General features: G+C 72.6%; 16 protein-coding genes. 9 read left to right on the forward strand and 7 right to left on the reverse strand.

Annotation, left to right across the window (positions count from 1 at the left end):
• The first annotated feature begins 155 nt into the window (after window positions 1-155).
• From ACWEQO_RS09545 to ACWEQO_RS09560, 4 genes are all read left to right on the forward strand, one after another.
• Window positions 156-1,106, forward strand: coding sequence for an AurF N-oxygenase family protein (locus ACWEQO_RS09545; RefSeq protein ID WP_452980824.1), 951 nt, complete (start codon window positions 156-158; stop codon window positions 1,104-1,106).
• Between the two features lie 35 nt (window positions 1,107-1,141).
• A complete protein-coding gene (locus tag ACWEQO_RS09550) occupies window positions 1,142-1,795 on the forward strand; it encodes a TetR/AcrR family transcriptional regulator (RefSeq protein ID WP_452980827.1) in 654 nt (217 codons plus the stop codon).
• Between the two features lie 83 nt (window positions 1,796-1,878).
• A complete protein-coding gene (locus tag ACWEQO_RS09555; RefSeq protein WP_452980830.1) occupies window positions 1,879-2,205 on the forward strand; it encodes a hypothetical protein in 327 nt (108 codons plus the stop codon).
• Between the two features lie 102 nt (window positions 2,206-2,307).
• A complete protein-coding gene (locus ACWEQO_RS09560) occupies window positions 2,308-3,501 on the forward strand; it encodes an NlpC/P60 family protein (protein WP_452980833.1) in 1,194 nt (397 codons plus the stop codon).
• Here ACWEQO_RS09560 and ACWEQO_RS09565 read toward each other — a convergent pair.
• The 5 genes from ACWEQO_RS09565 to ACWEQO_RS09585 all read right to left on the reverse strand — a co-directional run bounded on the left by ACWEQO_RS09565 (window position 3,462) and on the right by ACWEQO_RS09585 (window position 9,430).
• Window positions 3,462-4,727 (reverse strand): styrene monooxygenase/indole monooxygenase family protein, encoded by a 1,266-nt coding sequence (locus tag ACWEQO_RS09565; protein WP_452980836.1) that lies wholly within the window; start codon window positions 4,725-4,727, stop codon window positions 3,462-3,464. The genes ACWEQO_RS09560 and ACWEQO_RS09565 overlap by 40 nt on opposite strands.
• Window positions 4,728-4,802: 75 nt before the next feature.
• A complete protein-coding gene (locus ACWEQO_RS09570; RefSeq protein ID WP_361456690.1) occupies window positions 4,803-5,444 on the reverse strand; it encodes a GTP-binding protein in 642 nt (213 codons plus the stop codon).
• A complete protein-coding gene (locus tag ACWEQO_RS09575) occupies window positions 5,425-5,847 on the reverse strand; it encodes a DUF742 domain-containing protein (RefSeq protein WP_361456687.1) in 423 nt (140 codons plus the stop codon). Before ACWEQO_RS09575 ends, ACWEQO_RS09570 begins: the two co-directional genes overlap by 20 nt.
• On the reverse strand, window positions 5,844-6,392 hold the full coding sequence (locus tag ACWEQO_RS09580) for a roadblock/LC7 domain-containing protein (RefSeq protein WP_361456684.1): 549 nt from the start codon (window positions 6,390-6,392) through the stop codon (window positions 5,844-5,846). Before ACWEQO_RS09580 ends, ACWEQO_RS09575 begins: the two co-directional genes overlap by 4 nt.
• Window positions 6,389-9,430 carry a nitrate- and nitrite sensing domain-containing protein gene (locus ACWEQO_RS09585; RefSeq protein WP_452980841.1) on the reverse strand — a complete coding sequence of 1,014 codons (3,042 nt, stop codon included), beginning with the start codon at window positions 9,428-9,430 and terminating at the stop codon, window positions 6,389-6,391. Before ACWEQO_RS09585 ends, ACWEQO_RS09580 begins: the two co-directional genes overlap by 4 nt.
• 419 nt (window positions 9,431-9,849) lie before the next feature.
• Between ACWEQO_RS09585 and ACWEQO_RS09590 the strand changes: the two genes are divergently transcribed.
• Window positions 9,850-10,635: a protein phosphatase 2C domain-containing protein gene (locus ACWEQO_RS09590; protein ID WP_452980844.1), complete on the forward strand. Its 786-nt coding sequence runs from the start codon at window positions 9,850-9,852 to the stop codon at window positions 10,633-10,635.
• Window positions 10,636-10,847: 212 nt separating this feature from the next.
• Here the strand turns inward: ACWEQO_RS09590 and ACWEQO_RS09595 are convergent, their stop codons facing one another.
• Window positions 10,848-11,342 carry a MarR family winged helix-turn-helix transcriptional regulator gene (locus ACWEQO_RS09595; protein WP_361456675.1) on the reverse strand — a complete coding sequence of 165 codons (495 nt, stop codon included), beginning with the start codon at window positions 11,340-11,342 and terminating at the stop codon, window positions 10,848-10,850.
• 214 nt (window positions 11,343-11,556) lie between these two features.
• Here ACWEQO_RS09595 and ACWEQO_RS09600 point away from each other — a divergent pair, with 214 nt between their 5' ends.
• A complete protein-coding gene (locus tag ACWEQO_RS09600) occupies window positions 11,557-12,393 on the forward strand; it encodes a lysozyme (RefSeq protein WP_452980847.1) in 837 nt (278 codons plus the stop codon).
• 106 nt (window positions 12,394-12,499) lie between these two features.
• On the opposite strand, the gene lon is transcribed toward ACWEQO_RS09600, so the two are convergent.
• Window positions 12,500-14,923, reverse strand: a complete 2,424-nt coding sequence (gene lon / locus ACWEQO_RS09605; protein WP_452980850.1) for an endopeptidase La — start codon at window positions 14,921-14,923, stop codon at window positions 12,500-12,502.
• A 173-nt stretch (window positions 14,924-15,096) separates the two neighbouring features.
• Between lon and ACWEQO_RS09610 the strand changes: the two genes are divergently transcribed.
• The 3 genes from ACWEQO_RS09610 to ACWEQO_RS09620 all read left to right on the forward strand — a co-directional run bounded on the left by ACWEQO_RS09610 (window position 15,097) and on the right by ACWEQO_RS09620 (window position 17,782).
• Window positions 15,097-15,810: a spermidine synthase gene (locus ACWEQO_RS09610; protein WP_452980853.1), complete on the forward strand. Its 714-nt coding sequence runs from the start codon at window positions 15,097-15,099 to the stop codon at window positions 15,808-15,810.
• A gap of 122 nt (window positions 15,811-15,932) precedes the next feature.
• Window positions 15,933-16,673, forward strand: a complete 741-nt coding sequence (locus ACWEQO_RS09615) for a response regulator transcription factor (protein ID WP_361456663.1) — start codon at window positions 15,933-15,935, stop codon at window positions 16,671-16,673.
• A complete protein-coding gene (locus tag ACWEQO_RS09620; protein ID WP_361456660.1) occupies window positions 16,670-17,782 on the forward strand; it encodes a HAMP domain-containing sensor histidine kinase in 1,113 nt (370 codons plus the stop codon). Before ACWEQO_RS09615 ends, ACWEQO_RS09620 begins: the two co-directional genes overlap by 4 nt.
• Window positions 17,783-18,030: the final 248 nt, after the last annotated feature.

Genomic DNA, 18,030 nt, shown 5'->3' on the forward strand with positions numbered 1-18,030 from the left:
ACCGGTGATCCGCTCGGCCGTGTCAGCGTATCCGGGCACCGGGTGGACCGTCCGTCGACAAGTCGCGCACGGGGGATTGACGAGCTTGCTGACAAGCAGTCTCATAAGGGAGGTGAACCGCCGGTAACCCGATACGCCCGCGAGGTGGAGCCGCCATGACGCCCCAGAACCGGACCCTGACGGAAGCCGATGCGCTCGACGGGCTGCGCGACGCGCTCGGCCCGCTCAAGGACCGGGAACAGGTGGCCCAGCGGCTGCTCGACGCCTCCGCCAGGCACTCCTTCGACCCGGACGAGGAGCTGGACTGGGACGCCCCCTTCGAGGAGGGCAAGTGGTTCTGGCCGCCGGAGCTGGTGTCCCTGTACGGCACCCCGCTGTGGAAGCGGATGAGCGAGGAGCAGCGCATCGCGCTCTCCCGGCACGAGGCCGCGGCGCTCGCCTCGCTCGGCATCTGGTTCGAGCTGATCCTGATGCAGCTGCTGGTGCGGCACGTCTACGACAAGGCCGCCACGAGCGCGCACGTGCGGTACGCGCTCACCGAGATCGAGGACGAGTGCCGGCACTCCAGGATGTTCGCCCGGGTGATCACACGTGGCGGCACCCCGTGGTACCCGGTGAGCCGGGCCCACCAGCAGCTGGGACGGCTGTTCAAGACGGTCTCCACCACACCCGGCTCCTTCACGGCGACCCTGCTCGGCGAGGAGGTGCTGGACTGGATGCAGCGGCTGACCTTCCCGGACGAGCGCGTCCAGCCGCTGATCCGGGGCGTCACGCGCATCCACGTCGTCGAGGAGGCCCGGCACGTCCGCTACGCCCGTGAGGAGCTGCGGCGCCAGATGGTGACCGCGCCGAAGTGGTCGCGGGAGTTCACCCGGATCACCTCCGGCGAGTTCGCCCGCGTCTTCTCGGTGGCGTTCGTGAACCCCGAGGTGTACCCGAACGTCGGGCTGGACGAGCGCGAGGCCGTCGCCCAGGTCAGGGCGAGCGGGCACCGGCGGGACGTGATGCAGCAGGGGTCGAGGCGGCTGACGGAGTTCCTGGACGACATCGGCGTGCTGCGCGGGGTCGGACGGCGGCTGTGGAAGTCGTCCGGGCTGCTGGCCTAGGCGGCCGCCGGAAGCGGTTGGCTACGCTGCGGGGCATGACCCCGCAGGCTCCCACCCCCGCCTACCGGCGCCTCGGCGTCGAGGAGCGGCGCAGTCAGCTGATCGACGCCGCGCTGTCCCTCTTCGCCCACCGCGCGCCCGACGAGGTGTCGCCGGACGACGTCGCGGAGGCGGCCGGGGTGTCGCGGCCCCTGGTGTACCGGTACTTCCCGGGCGGCAAGCAGCAGTTGTACGAGGCGGCGCTCAGGTCCGCCGCCGACGAGCTGCGGCACTGCTTCGACGAGCCGCGCGAGGGCCCGCTGCTGCCCCGGCTGTCCAGGGCCCTCGACCGCTATCTCGCCTTCGTCGCGGGCCACGGCCCCGGGTTCAGCGCGCTGCTGCAGGGCGGGAGCGTGGTGGAGACCTCCCGTACGACCGCCGTCGTCGACGGGGTGCGCCGGGCCGCGGCCGAGCACATCCTCGACCACCTCGGGGTCACCGAGCCGGGGCCCCGGCTGCGGATGACCGTCCGGATGTGGATCACCGCCGTGGAGGCGGCCTCGCTGATCTGGCTCGACGAGGACAGGCTCCCGCCGGTCGACGAGCTGCGGGACTGGTTGGTGGAGCAGTTCCTGGCCGCCCTGGAGGTGACCGCGCGGCGGGACGCGCAGACCGAGGCACTCGTCCGGACCCTGCTGACGGACGGCTGACGGGCGGCGGGCGTACCGCCCCCGCCGGCGTACCGCCCCCGCCGGCGGACAGCTCCCCGGGGGACATGCCCGACACTGGAGGCGTGAAGAGTCAGGACACCCCCTTCGAGGGCGGGCCCATGGACGGGCGCGTCCTGCCCGTGCTGCTGGGCATCACCGGGCACCCGCCCAAGACGTACCGCATTCCCGTCCCGGCCCCGGACGGCGGCCCGGCCACCGTGCTGGTCTACCGGCGGGTGCCCCGGGAGCAGGGCGGACGGATCGGGCTGACGCGGGGGTGGAAGTACCTGTACGACCCGAGCGGGGCGACGAACGGCCGACCGAGGTGGCCCTGGCCGGGGACCGCCCGGAAGCCCGCCGCCGAGCCGGACGCCACGCCGGACGGCAAGCCTGACGACGCCGACGGGTGACGCCGTTGCGCCGAACCGCGCACACCCGGCGAGCGGACCCGGCCGGGCCGCCGGATGCTCGCGATGCGGAGCGGAGGAGCCGCCCGCGTCGGAGGTGTTGACGTGTCAGAAATGCTTCTGCGTCTGGTGTGCACGGCGGCGGTCGCGGCCGGGACCGTTCTCGCGCCGGTGCCCGCGACGGCCGTTCCGGAGCCGTCGGAGAGCACCGCGACCGAACCCCGCGAGCGGTCCGTCGCCGAGTTGCTGACGGACCTTCAGCAGCTGTACCGCGCGGTGGTGAAGGCCACCGAGGCCTACGAGGCCACCGAGGAACGGCTGGCGGAGCAGCGCGCCGAGACCCGGCGGCTGGAGGGCGCCCTCGCCCGCGCCCGGCTCTCCCTGCACGACAGCCGGGGCGCGGCCGGGCGGCTGGCCCGGCACCAGTACCAGAACAGCACCGGGATCTCCCCGTACGTACGGCTGCTGCTGGCGCGTGATCCGCAGCACGCGCTCGACCAGGGGCATGTGATCGGGCGGCTGGCGCGCAACCGGGCGGACGCGGTGGGCCGGCTGACCGGCAGCGAGAGGCGGGCCGACGAGCTCGCCCGGCGGGCCCGCGGGGCGCTCGCCGACCGGCTCGCCCTCACCGAACGACGCGGGAGGGAGCGGGACGCGGTGCGCGAGCGGCTCGGCGAGGTCGAGGCACTGCTCGCCTCGCTCAGCCCCGGGGAACTGGCCGCCCTCGCCGAACGGGAACGGGCCGAAGTGGCCCGGGACCAGGCGCAGTTCCTGGCCTCCGGCGCCCTGGGCGCGCCCGGTGCTCCCGGCGGCGGGCGCGCCCCCTCCGCGGCCGGCGAGCGGGCCGTGCGGTACGCGGTGGAGCAGATCGGGAAGCCGTACGAGTGGGGCGCGGAGGGCCCCGGGGCGTACGACGGCGCGGGACTGACCTCCGAGGCGTGGGGCGCCGCGGGAACCACCCTTCCCCGGACCAGCCGGGAGCAGTGGGCGCGGCTGGAGCGGGTCGCGCTGGACGAACTGCGGCCGGGAGACCTCGTCGTGTACTTCCCCGAGGCCACGCATGTCGCCCTCTACCTGGGTGACGGCATGGTGGTGCAGGCGCCCCGGCCCGGCGCGCGGGTCAAGGTCTCCCCGATCGCGGCCAACCCGGTCCTGGGCGCCGTGCGCCCCGACCCGGCCGGGGAGTCCCTGCGGCGCCATGTGCCGCCGGAACTTCCCGAGGGGGCGACGGAGGGACCCGACCAGGCCTACGCGCGCGCCTACGCGCCGCCCGCCGCTCCCGAGACCTCCGCCAGGTAGGCCCCGGCCTTCTCCGGGTCGTAGAAGAAGTTCTCGAGGTCGGCCGGGTCGTCGAAGCAGTTGACGAACCGGTCGGCGACGGGCTGGAGGCTGCCCGCGGCGCCGAGCACCTCGAGGACGTGCGCGGGCGGCGGGGCCAGCATGGCGTTGGTCCACTTGGTGACGTGCCGGGCCGTGGCCCAGTAGCGGTCGAAGGTCTGCCGCATCCACGCCTCGTCGAACGGCTGCTCACCGTGCTCGATGATCGAGGCGAGGTAGGAGGCGGCGCACTTGGAGGCCGAGTTGGAGCCCTGGCCGGTGATCGGGTCGTTGGCCACGACCACGTCGGCGACGCCGAGGACCACCCCGCCGCCGGGCAGCCGGCCGACCGGGTTGCGGACGGTCGGGGCGTAGCGGCCGGCGAGGGTGCCGCTGGCGTCGGTCAGTTCGACCTTGCCGGTCCGCGCGTGCTCCCAGGGGAGGAACTTCTCCATGAGGTCCAGGGTCAGGGAGAGGTGCTCCGCCGGGTCCTTGACGTCCTTGAAGGCGTCCAGCGGGCCGCCGGGTATGCCCTCCCAGAACAGGATGTCGGCACGGCCCGACGTGGTGAGCGTCGGCATGATGAACATCTCGCCGACGCCGGGGACGATGTTGCAGCGGACCGCCTCGGTGTCCGGGTGCTCCGGGCGCGGCTCCAGCCCGTGGACGTAGGCCACCGCGAGCGCCCGCTGCGGCTCGGCGTACGGGGAGCGCGAGGCGTCGCGGCCGAACATCCGCACGAGTTCGCCCTTGCCCGCGGCGACGAGCACCAGGTCGTACGTGCGGGAGAAGTAGTCCAGGTCGCCGACGGCCGCACCGTGGATGACCAGCTGGCCGCCGCGCTGCGCGAACGTCTCCATCCAGCCCGCCATCTTCACCCGCTGGTCGACCGACTGCGCGAACCCGTCGAGCAGGCCCAGCCAGTTGATCGCGCGCTGCGTCGGGCCCGGGTCGTGCGAGCCGGGGGCCGCGACCGAGACACCGAGCCCCTGGATCTTCGGGGCCTGGGACTCCCAGAAGTTCAGCTGGAGATCGCGCTCGTGCTGCAGGGCCGTGTGGAACATGCACTGCGTCGACATCACCCGTCCGGTGCGGATCTCGTCCGCGGTCCGGTTGGACATCAGGGTGACCTCGTACCCGTGCGACTGGAGGCCGAGGGCGAGCTGGAGACCGGACTGGCCGGCTCCGACGACGAGTATCTTCCGCATGCGGGGGTTCTCCTAGGGGACGAGGACTTCCGGCAACCGGGCGGGGGCCCCGGGGCTGCTCCGGGCCACTCCGGGCTACTCCGGGGTTTCCTCGAGCGCGTGACCCACCAGGGACAGAAGGGTCTCGATGACCGAGATCCGGCTCCGGGCATCCATGATCATGACAGGTATGCGGTCCGGGATGGTGAGCGCCTCCCGCACGTCGTCCGGCTCGAACAGCTCGGTCTCGTCGAAGTGGTTGACCGCGACGACGTACGGCAGTCCGCAGCTCTCGAAGTAGTCGAGCGCCGGGAAGCAGTCCTTGAGCCGGCGGGTGTCGGCCATGACGACCGCGCCGATCGCACCGCGCACCAGGTCGTCCCACATGAACCAGAACCGCTGCTGCCCCGGCGTGCCGAAGACGTAGAGCACCAGGTCGTCGTCGAGCGTGATGCGGCCGAAGTCCATGGCCACGGTGGTGGTCAGCTTGTCCGGCGTGGCGGTGAGGTCGTCGGTCCCGGCGCTCGCCTCGGTCATCAGCGCCTCGGTCTCCAGAGGCTTGATCTCCGAGACGGTGGAGACCAGTGTGGTCTTGCCGACCCCGAAGCCGCCGGCCACCACTATCTTCGTGGCGATCGGGGCGCGGGTGCGGTCCGTCTGCCAGGGCTGCAACTGCTCCTCGTCCTCGACGACGAGCGGGGAGACGCCTTGAACTGCGTCAGAGACGGCGGAGTCCACTCAGCACCCTTTCCAGCAGCACGCGGTCCGGGCGACCCGTGCCATGGCCGGTTCCCGTTCCGTAGACACGGATCTTTCCCTGGTCCGCGAGGTCGCTCAGGAGCACCCGGACCACGCCGAGCGGCATCCTCAGCAGCGCGGAGATCTCGGCCACCGTGCGCATCCGGCGGCACAGTTCGACGATGGCCCGCATCTCCGGCATGATCGTCGACTTCAGTGAGCCCTTCGTCAGCTCCCTGCGCTGCCCGGCGGCCTCCAGCTCGGCGGTGGCCGCCACGAACGTCTCGACGAGGAGCACGTGGCCGAAGCGGGTACGGCCGCCGGTGAGCGAGTAGGGGCGGACCCGGGCGGGTTTGCGGTCCCCGCCGCGGATCGGGAGGTTCTTCCTGGTTTTACCACTCAACGGGGGCTCCCGGTGGACTTGTTCTCCAGGGTCTTGTTCTCCATGGACTGGCGCAGTTCGCTGCGGAGCTCGGGCGTCAGGACATGTCCGGCCCGGCCCACGAACAGGGCCATGTGGTACGCCACCACGCTCATGTCGCACTCCGCGGAACCGTGCACACCGAGCAGCGAGCCGTCGCTGATCGACATCACGAACAGGCTGCCCTCGTCCATCGCCACCATGGTGTGCTTGACCTGGCCGTACTCCATCAGCTTGGCGGCACCGACGGTCAGGCTGCCGATGCCGGAGACGACGGTGGCCAGATCGGCGGCGGAGCCGCGCGGGCCGGCGCGTTTCCCGGTCCGCACCTCGGGCGCTCCGGCGGCGGCCCCGCCCCGCTCCGTCCGGGCCTGCACGAGGTCGGGGTCGGAGGAGAGCAGCAGCAGCCCGTCGGAGGAGACCACGGCGACCGAGAGGATGCCGGGCACCTCCTCGACGAGGTTGGTCAGCAGCCAGTGCAGGTTGCGGGCCTCACTGCTCAGTCCGAAGGTGCTGGGCGCGGTCAACTGCTTGCCTCCTCGACGGTGCCCCCCGTGACTTCTTCGGACGGTGCGGCCGCGGCGGACGGCGGTCGGTGCGGTCCCGTCTCCTCGGCGATCTCCACTTCGACGTCCCGGCGTCCGGCCTCCGCCCCCTGGCGGAAGCCGCCGAGGCGGCGCCGCAGGGCGTCGGCGTCCACCGAGCCGGTGCGCTGCCTGGGGGCCTCGGCGCGCGCGGCGATCTTCGGTGTGCGTTTGGGCAGTCCCTTGGCGGTGACCGGCTCCTCTTCCTCCTCGGCCTCCGGGCCGTCGGGCACGCGCGTGTGCTCGGTCTCGGGGGCGGGCGCGGGCACCGAGCGGGCCGGCGGTGTGGCCGAGGGCTCGGGGCCGGCGTCCGGCCGGGCACCCGGGGCCTTCGCGTCCGCCGCCGCGTCCGCCGCCGAGGTCGCGTCGGGCGCGGGCGCGGGCGACGGGATCAGCAGCTCCATGGTGGTCTCGGCGGGCCGCTGATGCGTGCCGTCCTCGGCCGCGGGGTCGCCGTCACCTTCGCCGGCGCCGTCACCTTCGCCGGCGCTGTCTCTGGCGCCGTCGCTGTCACCGGCTTCGTCTTCGGCTTCGGCTCCGTCTTCGGCGAGGGACTCGGCGGGGGCCTCCGGCTCGGCGGGGGCCTTCTCCGTGTGCTCCTTCGGCGCGTCGCCCGCGGGCTCCGTCCCGGCGGAAGCCTCCGGCTCGGCGGGGGTCTCCGCGGCCGGCGCCTCCGTGGCGGGCTGCTGCTGCTCCAGCGCCTGTTCCGCCAGGGCGACCAGCGGGTCGTCGCCCTCCGTGCCCTTTGCGTCCTCCGCGCCCTCCGCGCCGCCGTGCAGGACGTTGGCGTCGGCCTCGGCGTCCGCGCCCGGCAGGGAGACGCGCTGCGCGCCGTCGGTACCGGAGCCGGAGCCGGAGGCGGGAACGGCGGCGGGCTGGGCGGGCTTGGCGGTCAGCAGGGTCGTGGGAAGGACCACGACCGCGGCGACGCCGCCCTGCTTCTGCTCCCGCAGCTGCACCCGCACCCCGTGCCGCTGGGCGAGCCGGGCCACGACGTACAGGCCGAGTCCGAGGCCGTCCTCGCCCTCGTGCTCGTAGGGCGCCTCCGGGTCGAAGTCGGTCAGACGGGCGTTGAGCCGCTCCAGCCGCTCCTCGGTCATGCCGATGCCCTCGTCCTGCACGGAGAGCATGACCTCGCCGCTCTCCAGCAGCCAGCCGGAGACCTCGACGGGCAGGTCGGGCGGGCAGAACGAGGTGGCGTTCTCCAGGAGTTCGGCCAGCAGATGGCTGAGGTCGTCGGCGGCGAACCCGGCGATGTGCGCGTGCGGCGGCAGCGAGGCGATCCTGACCCTCTCGTACCGCTCGATCTCGCTGACCGCGGCCCGTACGACGTCCACGAGCGGCACCGGACCCGCCGCGTGCTGGACGTGTTCGGTGCCGGCGAGGACGAGGAGGTTCTCGCTGTGCCGCCGCATCACCGTGGCGAAGTGGTCGAGCTTGAACAGGGTGGCCAGGCGGTCCGGGTCGTCCTCGCGCTCCTCCAGGCCCTCGATGACGCCGAGTTGCCGTTCGACCAGGCCGAGAGTGCGCAGCGCCAGGCTGACGAAGGTGCCGCCGATGCTGGTGCGCAACTGCTCCAGACGGGCGGCGGACTCGGTGAGTTCGGTGCGCAGCTCCTCGCGGGCGTCGGCCATCAGCTGCCGCTGCGCGACGAGGTGCTTGCGGTCGGCCTCGAGGGTGGCGATCCGCGTGGTGAGCTGCGCGGCGTGCGCGTGCAGCGCGTTGACGGAGCGGACCACCTGGGCGAACTCGTCGTTGCGCCCGGTGAAGGTGATCGGCTCTTCGGCGCTCGGGTCCTCGGCCTCGGCGAGGCGGGCCGAGCCGCGGCGCAGCACGGACAGCGGGCGGGTGAGGGTGCGGGCCATGGCGGTGGCGACGCCGACCGCGAGCAGCATGAGAGCGCCGAGGACGGCGATGTGGATCTCCAGCGCGGTGACGTCGTCGTCGCGCAGCTGGGCGAGGTCCTTGGTGCGCTTCTCGAAGAGGGCGGACTCCACTCCCCGCATCGTCTCGACGCGGGCGGTGAGCGCGGCCTCCAGCTTCTTGACGTCGGTGGCCAGGTCCTCGTCGGAGAGGGTCGGCTGGTCGGTGAGGCTCGCGAGGTACTTCTCGGCGGCGTCGACCTCGGGGCCGGTCACCGTGGAGTCGTAGGAGGCGCGGGCCGCCTTGGGCGCCGTGTCGCGGAAGTCGGCGAGGGCGGCGTCGGAGCGCAGGCGGGCCTGGAGGGCCGCGGCGGTCAGCTCGTCGCGCCGCTCGGTGTCGGCGTCCGAGGAGGCGGCGGACGTGGTGGGCAGACCGGTGATCGGGTCGATGACGGTCTGGGTGGTGCTCGGCACGTTGAGCGCGGCGAGCAGCAGCCCGCGGGCGGCGGCCGCCTGCTGGACGGCGGAGTCCAGCTCGGCGAGCGCGTGGGCCCCGGAGCCCGCACGGGGCGGGGTCCGCTCCGCGAGCTGCTCGGCGAGCCGGTGCAGCTGGGTGATGGCGGTGGAGTACGCCTGGTGCGCCTCGAGCGCGCTGCTCTTGCCGGTGAGCGCCGCCCTGCGCACGGCCGCGATGGCGTCGAGGTCCTCGCGCACGGCCTTGGGGATGCCGGTGTCGGCGCGCAGTTCCTCGACCTGCCGGTCGACGCGGGCGCTGTCCTCCTCGGCGGGCGCCTTGGACTTGGGGCGGCCGGCCGCGATGTAGGACGTGACCTCGTCCCGCTCATCGGCGAGGGAGTGCGCGAGCGTCAGGGAGTCCCGGGTCAGCTCGGCGTGGGTCACCAGGTTCTGGGAGTCCTTCAGTTGCCCGGAGGCCGCCAGCACGGACGGTGTTCCGGCGCCCGCGATCGCGGCGGCCACCACCGCGACGGCCACGATGAGCCGGTTGCGCACATGGGTGGGGCGGCCCTTGCCGACGGTGGGCTTCTGGTCGGCGTCCCCCGTGGGGACCGTCTGCTTGCCTGTGCGACGAGGCCGCGTCTTCTGCACCGGTGCTCGCATTCCTGACTCGTGTACCCGTGGGTCCGGGTGACGCTCCGTCAACAGGCGTCCACGCCCTGCTCGTGACAGGCACCTGCGTCCTGCCCGGACTGTCGACCGTGCTGGGTCCGTGAGACGCCCCCATCGCCTCCCGACCCTCCCAGCGCCTCTGGGCGCTGGATACGCATCACCTGACCCGCCACTCGAAGGAGTGAACATCGGAGGCGAGTTGAGGGGCAAGTTCCGACACGCCCCGCAGCGGCCGTGCGGGGCGGGCCGGTTGGACGTCTGCGGCGGCCGATGGCAGGATTCGCCGCCACGCACGCCCGGAGCGCGGCATTCCCACCCAAACTCGGCTCCTGACCTGCACGGTCCCGGGAAAACAGCGACCGGGTCCGGTCTCCGGCGGTCCCCGTGGGGGCCTCGTGCAGACTGGAAGAATGCGTACTGAACTCGCCTCGGAGCCCGGCGACACGGACCGTCCCAACGAGGACTTCGCCAGTGTCGGGCTTCCGGCCTCCGGACAGGGCGGTTCACTGGTCGTGCTGGACGGCGTCACACCGCCGCCGGACGGGGCGGGCTGCCGGCACTCCGTCCCCTGGTTCACCGCGCGGCTGGGCGGGGCCCTCGCCGAACTGACCGTTTCACTCCCGGATGTCCCCCTGGCCGACCTGTTGTCCCGGGCCCTTGTGCGTACCGCTGCCGCGCACATCGAAACCTGTGACCTTTCTCACCCGCGCACTCCCCAGGCGACGGTGGTGCTGGCCCGCTGGTCACCGGAGTCCGTCGAGTACCTGGTGCTGTCCGACTCGGTCCTGCTCGTCGAGTCCCCCGACGGGGCGGTCACCCCGTTGCTGGACGACCGGCTGGCCCTGCTGCCCCGCTCGGCCCTGGCCACCGACGCGCTGGTGGACTCCACGGTGCGGAACAAGGAGGGCGGCTTCTTCACCGCGGCCGCCGATCCGTCGGTCGCGGCGCGCGCGGTCACCGGCACCCTTCCGCGCGCCGAGGTGCGCGCCCTGGCCGCGCTGACGGACGGGGCCGCGCGCTGGGTGGAGAGGTTCCGCGAGGGCGGCTGGACGGAGTGCCTCGCCCTCGTCCGCAAGGAGGGGCCGCAGGCGCTGGTGGATCGCGTACGGGCCCTGGAGCGCGCGGACACGGACCGGGTGCTGCTGGGCCGGAGCAAGACGCACGACGACGCGACGGTGGTGTACGTGGAGTTCTGACTCCCCGTACACCACCCCGCTCGCCCGGCGCCGTCACGCTCACCCGGCGCCGTCCCGTTCACCCGTGCGCGCCGGGCTCCCCGCACTCCGCCGGGCTCGATCGCTCCGGTACTCCGAACGGCGCCCCGCTTCCCCCGGACGGGGCTCCGTTCACCCCGAACGGCGCCCTGCGCCCCCCGAGCGGCGCCGAGTCACCCCGGACGGGGCTCCGTTCACCGGTCCGTCCCGCGGTTCAGCCGGTGCAGCAGCCGGGCGAGTTCCGCGACCTCGCCGGCGTCCCAGTCGGCGAGGCTGCGGGCGTAGCGCGCGCGGCGGGCCTCGCGGACCCTGCTCACCCGGTCCCGGCCCTCCGCGGTGAGGGCGACCAGCCAGGCGCGGCCGTCGGCGGGGTCCGGCTCGCGGGTGACGAGCCCGAGTTCCTCCAGGGCGTGCAGCTGACGCGACATCGTCGCCTTGCCGACGCCGATGTAGGCGGCGAGTTCGGTGGCCCGCTGCTCTCCGCACTCATCCAGACGGACGAGCAGACCGTACGCGGACGGTTCCAGGTCCGGATGGACCTCGCGGGACATCTCGCCCTGGCTGGCCCTGGCGCGGCGCAGCAGCACCGTCAACTCCCTTTCCAGAGCGAGGAATCCGGGCTGTTCCACATCGCTCGCCGGCGCCTCGGACGAGGTGTCCGCTGCGCCGCCGTTTCCGCCTTCGTGCACGTCAGTTCCTGCCTCGGTTTTCCCGGTCGTCCGTGTTCCCGCCGAGTGGCGACGCCGCTGCGGCTCCGCAAGTATTTCGCAGACGCGGCCCGGCGGCGGCTCTCCGAATCCCGTGGCCCCGGGGTTTCCCGGGGCCCGCGTCGCGGTCCGCGTGCGTCGCCTGCCTCGCTTCCTCTTCTCAAGGGTCCCGCACCACGTTCCTCGGAGACACGTCATGCCCGTGCACAGATCCGGCTTCACCCGTCTACGCGCGTTCACGACCGTCGCGGCGGTCCTGCTCGCGCTCCTCTCGCTCCCCCGTGCGACACCCTCGGCCACCGCGGCCACGGCGGCCGTCCCCGACGTTCCGCCGCGCGGCTCCGCCCACATGGGCATGGGCGTCCTCGCCCATGACGGCCGGGACGGCACGCCCACCGTCCGCAGCCTCTGGACGGAGGGCGTGGACGTCTCCAGCCACCAGGGCGACGTGCCCTGGTCGGCCCTCTGGGACAGCGGGGTCAGATGGGCCTACGCGAAGGCCACGGAGGGCACGTACTACCGGAACCCCTACCACCCGCAGCAGTACAACGGTTCGTACGACGTCGGCATGATCCGCGGCGCGTACCACTTCGCGACCCCCGACAGGACGAGCGGCGCCGCACAGGCCGACTACTTCGCCGACCACGGCGGCGCCTGGTCACGCGACGGCATGACGCTGCCGGGCGTGCTCGACATCGAGTGGAACCCCTACGGGGACGCCTGCTACGGCAAGTCGCAGAGCGCCATGGTGAGCTGGATCGGCGACTTCCTGGACCGGTACCGGGAGCGCACCGGCCGGTACGCCGTGATCTACACGGCGACCAGCTGGTGGAAGCAGTGCACCGGGAACCACACCGGGTTCGCCGCCGACCATCCCCTGTGGATCGCCCGGTACGCCTCCACCCCGGGCGAGCTGCCCGCGGGCTGGGACTTCTACACGATGTGGCAGTACACCTCGACCGGGCCGACGGTCGGGGACCACGACCTCTTCAACGGCACGATCGACCGGGTGCGGGCGCTGGCGCTCGGCTGACGCCGCCGCCCCGCGCTTGCCCCCGCCCCGCCCGGCGACGGACGGCCCGGGCCTCCCTCACGGGACCCGGGCCGTCGCCCTTCCGGTGGCGGGCGGCGAACGGCGGTCAAGCCGCCACCGGGACCTCCGGCGCCGCGCCGTTCGCCGCCGGCGCGAGCGCCAGCTCCAGGACCTGGCGGACGTCGGTGACGGCGTGGACGTCGAGCCCGTCCAGCACCTCGGCGGGGACGTCGTCCAGGTCGGGCTCGTTGCGCTTGGGGATGATCACGGTGGTGATCCCCGCCCGGTGCGCGGCGAGCAGCTTCTGCTTCACCCCGCCGATCGGCAGCACCCGCCCGGTCAGCGAGACCTCGCCGGTCATCGCCACATCCGTGCGGACCAGACGCCCGGAGAGCAGCGAGGCCAGTGCGGTGGTCATCGTGACACCGGCGCTGGGACCGTCCTTGGGCACCGCGCCCGCCGGGAAGTGGATGTGCGCGCCCCGTTCCTTCAGGTCGCCCACCGGGAGCTCCAGTTCGGCGCCGTGCGACCGCAGGAAGCTCAGCGCGATCTGCGCCGACTCCTTCATCACGTCGCCCAGCTGTCCGGTCAGGGTCAGTCCGGCGGCGCCCGTCTCCGGGTCGGCCAGGGACGCCTCCACGTAGAGGACGTCACCGCCGGCGCCGGTCACCGCCAGCCCGGTGGCGACCCCGGGGACGGCGGTACGGCGCTCGGCCGGGTCCTGGGCGGACTCGGGCACGTGGTGCGGCCGGCCGATCAGTCCTCGCAGGTCGTCTTCCGTGACGGTGAACGGCAGCTCCCGCTCGCCCAGTTCGTGCTGGGCCGCGATCTTGCGCAGCAGCCGCGCGACGGTCCGCTCCAGGGTGCGTACGCCCGCCTCGCGGGTGTACTCGCCGGCCAGCCTGCGCAGTGCGCCGTCGTCGAGGCCGACCTCGTCCGCGGCGAGCCCGGCCCGCTCCAGCTGACGCGGGAGCAGGTGGTCGCGGGCGATGACGACCTTCTCGTCCTCCGTGTAGCCGTCCAGGCGGACGATCTCCATCCGGTCCGCCAGCGCCTCCGGGATGGCCTCCAGGACGTTGGCGGTGGCAAGGAAGACGACGTCCGAGAGGTCCAGCTCGACCTCCAGGTAGTGGTCCCGGAAGGTGTGGTTCTGCGCCGGGTCCAGCACTTCGAGGAGGGCGGCGGACGGGTCGCCCCGGAAGTCCGAGCCCACCTTGTCGATCTCGTCGAGCAGCACCACCGGGTTCATCGACCCGGCCTCCTTGACGGCCCGTACGATCCGGCCGGGCAGCGCGCCGACGTACGTGCGCCGGTGGCCGCGGATCTCGGCCTCGTCGCGGACACCGCCGAGGGCGACCCGGACGAACTTCCGGCCCATCGCGTGGGCGACGGATTCGCCGAGGCTCGTCTTGCCGACGCCGGGCGGCCCCACCAGGGCGAGCACGGCGCCGCCGCGGCGGCCCCCGACCACGCCGAGTCCGCGCTCGGCGCGCCGCTTGCGCACCGCCAGGTACTCGGTGATGCGTTCCTTCACGTCCTCCAGGCCCGCGTGCTCGGCGTCGAGCACGGCCCGGGCTCCCTGGATGTCGTATTCGTCCTCGGTGCGTTCGTTCCACGGCATCTCAAGGACCGTGTCGAGCCAGGTGCGGATCCACGATCCCTCGGGCGACTGGTCGGAGGAGCGCTCCAGCTTGTCGACCTCCTTGAGGGCGGCCTCGCGCACCTTCTCCGGCAGGTCGGCGGCCTCGACGCGGGCCCGGTAGTCGTCGGACTCCTCGACGGAGTCCTTGCCGTCCTCCCCGTTCAGCTCGCGCAGTTCCTTGCGCACGGCCTCCAGCTGGCGCCGCAGCAGGAACTCGCGCTGCTGCTTGTCGACGCCGTCCTGGACGTCCTTGGCGATGGACTCGGCGACCTCCTGCTCGGCGAGGTGGTCGCGGAGCTGCCGGGTGGCGAGCTTCAGCCGGGCCACCGGGTCGGCGGTCTCCAGCAGCTCCACCTTCTGTTCGGTGGTCAGGAAGGGCGAGTAACCGGAGTTGTCGGCGAGGGCGGCGACGTCGTCGATGGCCTGGACCCGGTCGACGACCTGCCAGGCACCGCGCTTGCGCAGCCAGGCGGTGGCGAGCGCCTTGTACTCCGTGACCAGTTCGCCGACCTGTCCGGGCAGGGGCTCCGGCACGGTCTCCTCGATCCGGGTGCCCTCCACCCACAGCGCCGCGCCCGGCCCGGTGGTCCCGGCGCCGATCCGCACGCGGCCGCGGCCCCGGATCAGGGCGCCCGGGTCGCCGTCGGCCAGCCTGCCGACCTGCTCGACCGTGCCCAGGACGCCGGTACCGGCGTAGGTCCCGTCGATGCGCGGCACCAGCAGGACCCTGGGCTTGCCCGGTGCGGAGGCGGCGGCGGCCTGGGCGGCCTCCACCGCGGCGCGCACCTCGGAGTCGCTCAGGTCCAGCGGAACCACCATCCCGGGCAGCACGACCTCGTCGTCGAGCGGCAGCACGGGCAGGGCGAGCGGTGTGGACTCAGCAGCCATGATCTCCCCTTCGGCAGTCAAGTTGAGCTATGCCGACTCAATGCTGGTGAGTCACCGAATGTTCCCAAAGCTGCGTTCGCTCTCAGCGATCACCCGTGAGAACGAGGGAGGGAACCCCTGCACGACACGACCCGCACGGCCCGCCGAACGGGAAGTGCTGCCAGGATGAACGCATGACCACCCCGTACGACATTCCCGAAGTCCTGGACCGCCGCGAGGGCCCGTACGGGGAGGTGGCGCTCCGCCGGCACGGAAGCCTGCTGCAGATCATCGCGAACGGCTGCTTCCTGATGGACACCTCCGACGGCCGCTCGGAGCGGCTGCTGATCGACGCCGCCCTGGCCGCCCTCGACGCCGCCGACACCCGCGCGGGACACGGCCCGCGGCCGGGCCCGCACGCCCTCATCGGCGGGCTCGGCGTCGGCTTCTCGCTCGCCCACGCCGCCACCCAGCCCCGCTGGGGGCGCATCACCGTGGTGGAGCGCGAACCCGCCGTCGTCGACTGGCACCGCGGGGGCCCTTCGGCCCCGTTCGCCGCGATCTCCGCCACCGCCCTCGCCGACCCCCGCACGGCGATCGTCGAGACCGACCTGGTGGCATACGTCAATGAGACGTCCGCCACATTCGACGTGCTCTGCCTCGACATCGACAACGGGCCCGACTGGACCGTCACCGAGGGCAACGAGGGGCTCTACTCCCCCACCGGACTCCTGTCCTGTGCAAGGGTGTTGAACCCCGGCGGGGTGCTCGCGGTGTGGTCGGCCAAGCCCTCTCCGGTTTTCGAAGAAACCTTGCGCAATGCCGGGTTCCAGCAGGTGCGTACCGAAGAGGTCCCGGTTGCCCGAGGCGTTCCGGACGTCGTGCACCTCGGCGTCCGCCCTGGATAGCAAAGGCGCGGTGACTCCCCGTACGCTGCTGCCTTGGCGCTGATCATTCAAGCGTCAGTCGCAGTCATGCGCAGAGACGGATCACCCCACGGATTCCGGAAAGCACACTTCAGGGGCGGGCGATGGAGCAGACACACACCTCCCACAACGGCACGGCGGCGACCACCCCGGGCGCACAACGCCGGGTTCTGGTAGTGGAGGACGACGCGACGATCGTGGACGCCATCGCGACCCGCCTCCGCGCCGAGGGCTTCCTGGTGCAGACGGCGGGCGACGGTCCGTCCGCCGTCGACACCGCGGAGGCGTGGCAGCCCGACCTGCTGATCCTCGACGTCATGCTGCCGGGCTTCGACGGCCTGGAGGTCTGCCGGCGCGTACAGGCCCAGCGGCCGGTGCCGGTCATGATGCTGACCGCGCGCGACGACGAGACAGACATGCTGGTCGGGCTGGGCGTCGGCGCCGACGACTACATGACCAAGCCGTTCTCCATGCGGGAACTGGCGGCCCGGGTGCACGTACTGCTGCGCCGCATGGAGCGGGCGGCCCTGGCCGCCACCACTCCGCGCAGCGGCATCCTGCGCCTGGGCGAGCTGGAGATCGACCACGCGCAGCGCAGGGTGCGGGTGCGCAGTGAGGACGTCCACCTGACGCCCACCGAGTTCGACCTGCTGGTGTGCCTGGCGAACACGCCCCGCGCGGTGCTCTCCCGGGAGCAGCTGCTGGCCGAGGTCTGGGACTGGGCGGACGCCTCCGGCACCCGTACCGTCGACAGCCACATCAAGGCGCTGCGCCGGAAGATCGGCGCCGAGCGCATCCGTACCGTGCACGGTGTGGGCTACGCCCTGGAGACGCCGACGCCGTGAGCGACGGGCCGGCCGCACGGAGAGGCCCCGGGGACCGCGGTCCCCGGGGCGGTGTCCGCCCGTTCTCGATCAAGACCAAGCTGGGCGCGCTGGTCGTCATCTCGGTGCTGATCACCACCGGTCTCTCGGTGGTCGCGGTGCACACCAAGACCGAACTGCGCTTCATCACGGTCTTCTCGATGATCGCCACGCTGCTCATCACACAGTTCGTGGCGCACTCGCTCACCGCGCCGCTGGACGACATGAACGCCGTGGCCCGGTCCATCTCGCACGGCGACTACACCCGCCGGGTGCGGGAGAACCGCCGGGACGAGCTGGGCGACCTGGCCCAGACCATCAACGTCATGGCCGACGAGCTGGAGGCCCAGGACCATCAGCGCAAGGAGCTGGTGGCCAACGTCTCGCACGAGCTGCGCACCCCGATCGCGGGGCTGCGCGCGGTGCTGGAGAACATCGTCGACGGTGTCACCGAGGCCGACCCCGAGACGATGCGCACGGCGCTGAAGCAGACCGAACGGCTCGGCCGGCTGGTGGAGACGCTGCTCGACCTGTCCCGCCTGGACAACGGCGTCGTCCCGCTGAAGCGGCAGCGCTTCGAGGTGTGGCCGTACCTGTCCGGCGTGCTCAAGGAGGCCAACATGGTCGCCTCCGCACGCGCGGGCATGGCCACCGGCTCCGGCAGCCACACCCGTACGGACGTCTATCTGCGCCTCGACGTCTCGCCGCCGGAGCTCACCGCTCACGTCGACCCGGAGCGCATCCACCAGGTGGTCGCCAACCTCATCGACAACGCGGTCAAGCACAGCCCGCCGCACGGCCATGTGACGGTCAGGGCGCGGCCCGGAACGGAACCGGATTCACTGCGGCTGGAAATCCTGGACGAGGGGCCCGGTATTCCGCGGACCGAATGGCACCGCGTCTTCGAGCGCTTCAACCGCGGCGGCGTCAATCTGCCGCACGGCCCGGGCAGCGACGGCGGCACCGGTCTCGGTCTGGCGATCGCCCGCTGGGCCGTCGATCTCCACGGCGGACGGATCGGGGTGGCCGAATCCGAGCGTGGCTGCCGGATCCTTATCACTCTTCCGGGAACCTCCCCCGCGTCAGGTTGACGTAGGGTTCGAAGTCGAGCCGCACGATCCGTCCGCGTTCGCCCTGGCGGACACGTGTGATCAGGCAGGGACCCGGGTCGCGAGTGCGCCGGGCCGTGGCCGACCCGTGCCCGAGGCACGAACGAAGCGGCCCGGAGAAGCGGAACCAGGCTTGTTTCCCGCCATTTCCCCCGCCGAAACACCCTCCGAGATGTGACTTACACGACGTTGAACGGGCCCGACCTGACCTTCCCGCTCTTGGAGGCGTA

It is taken from the genome of Streptomyces sp. NPDC004051 (genome assembly GCF_053604275.1).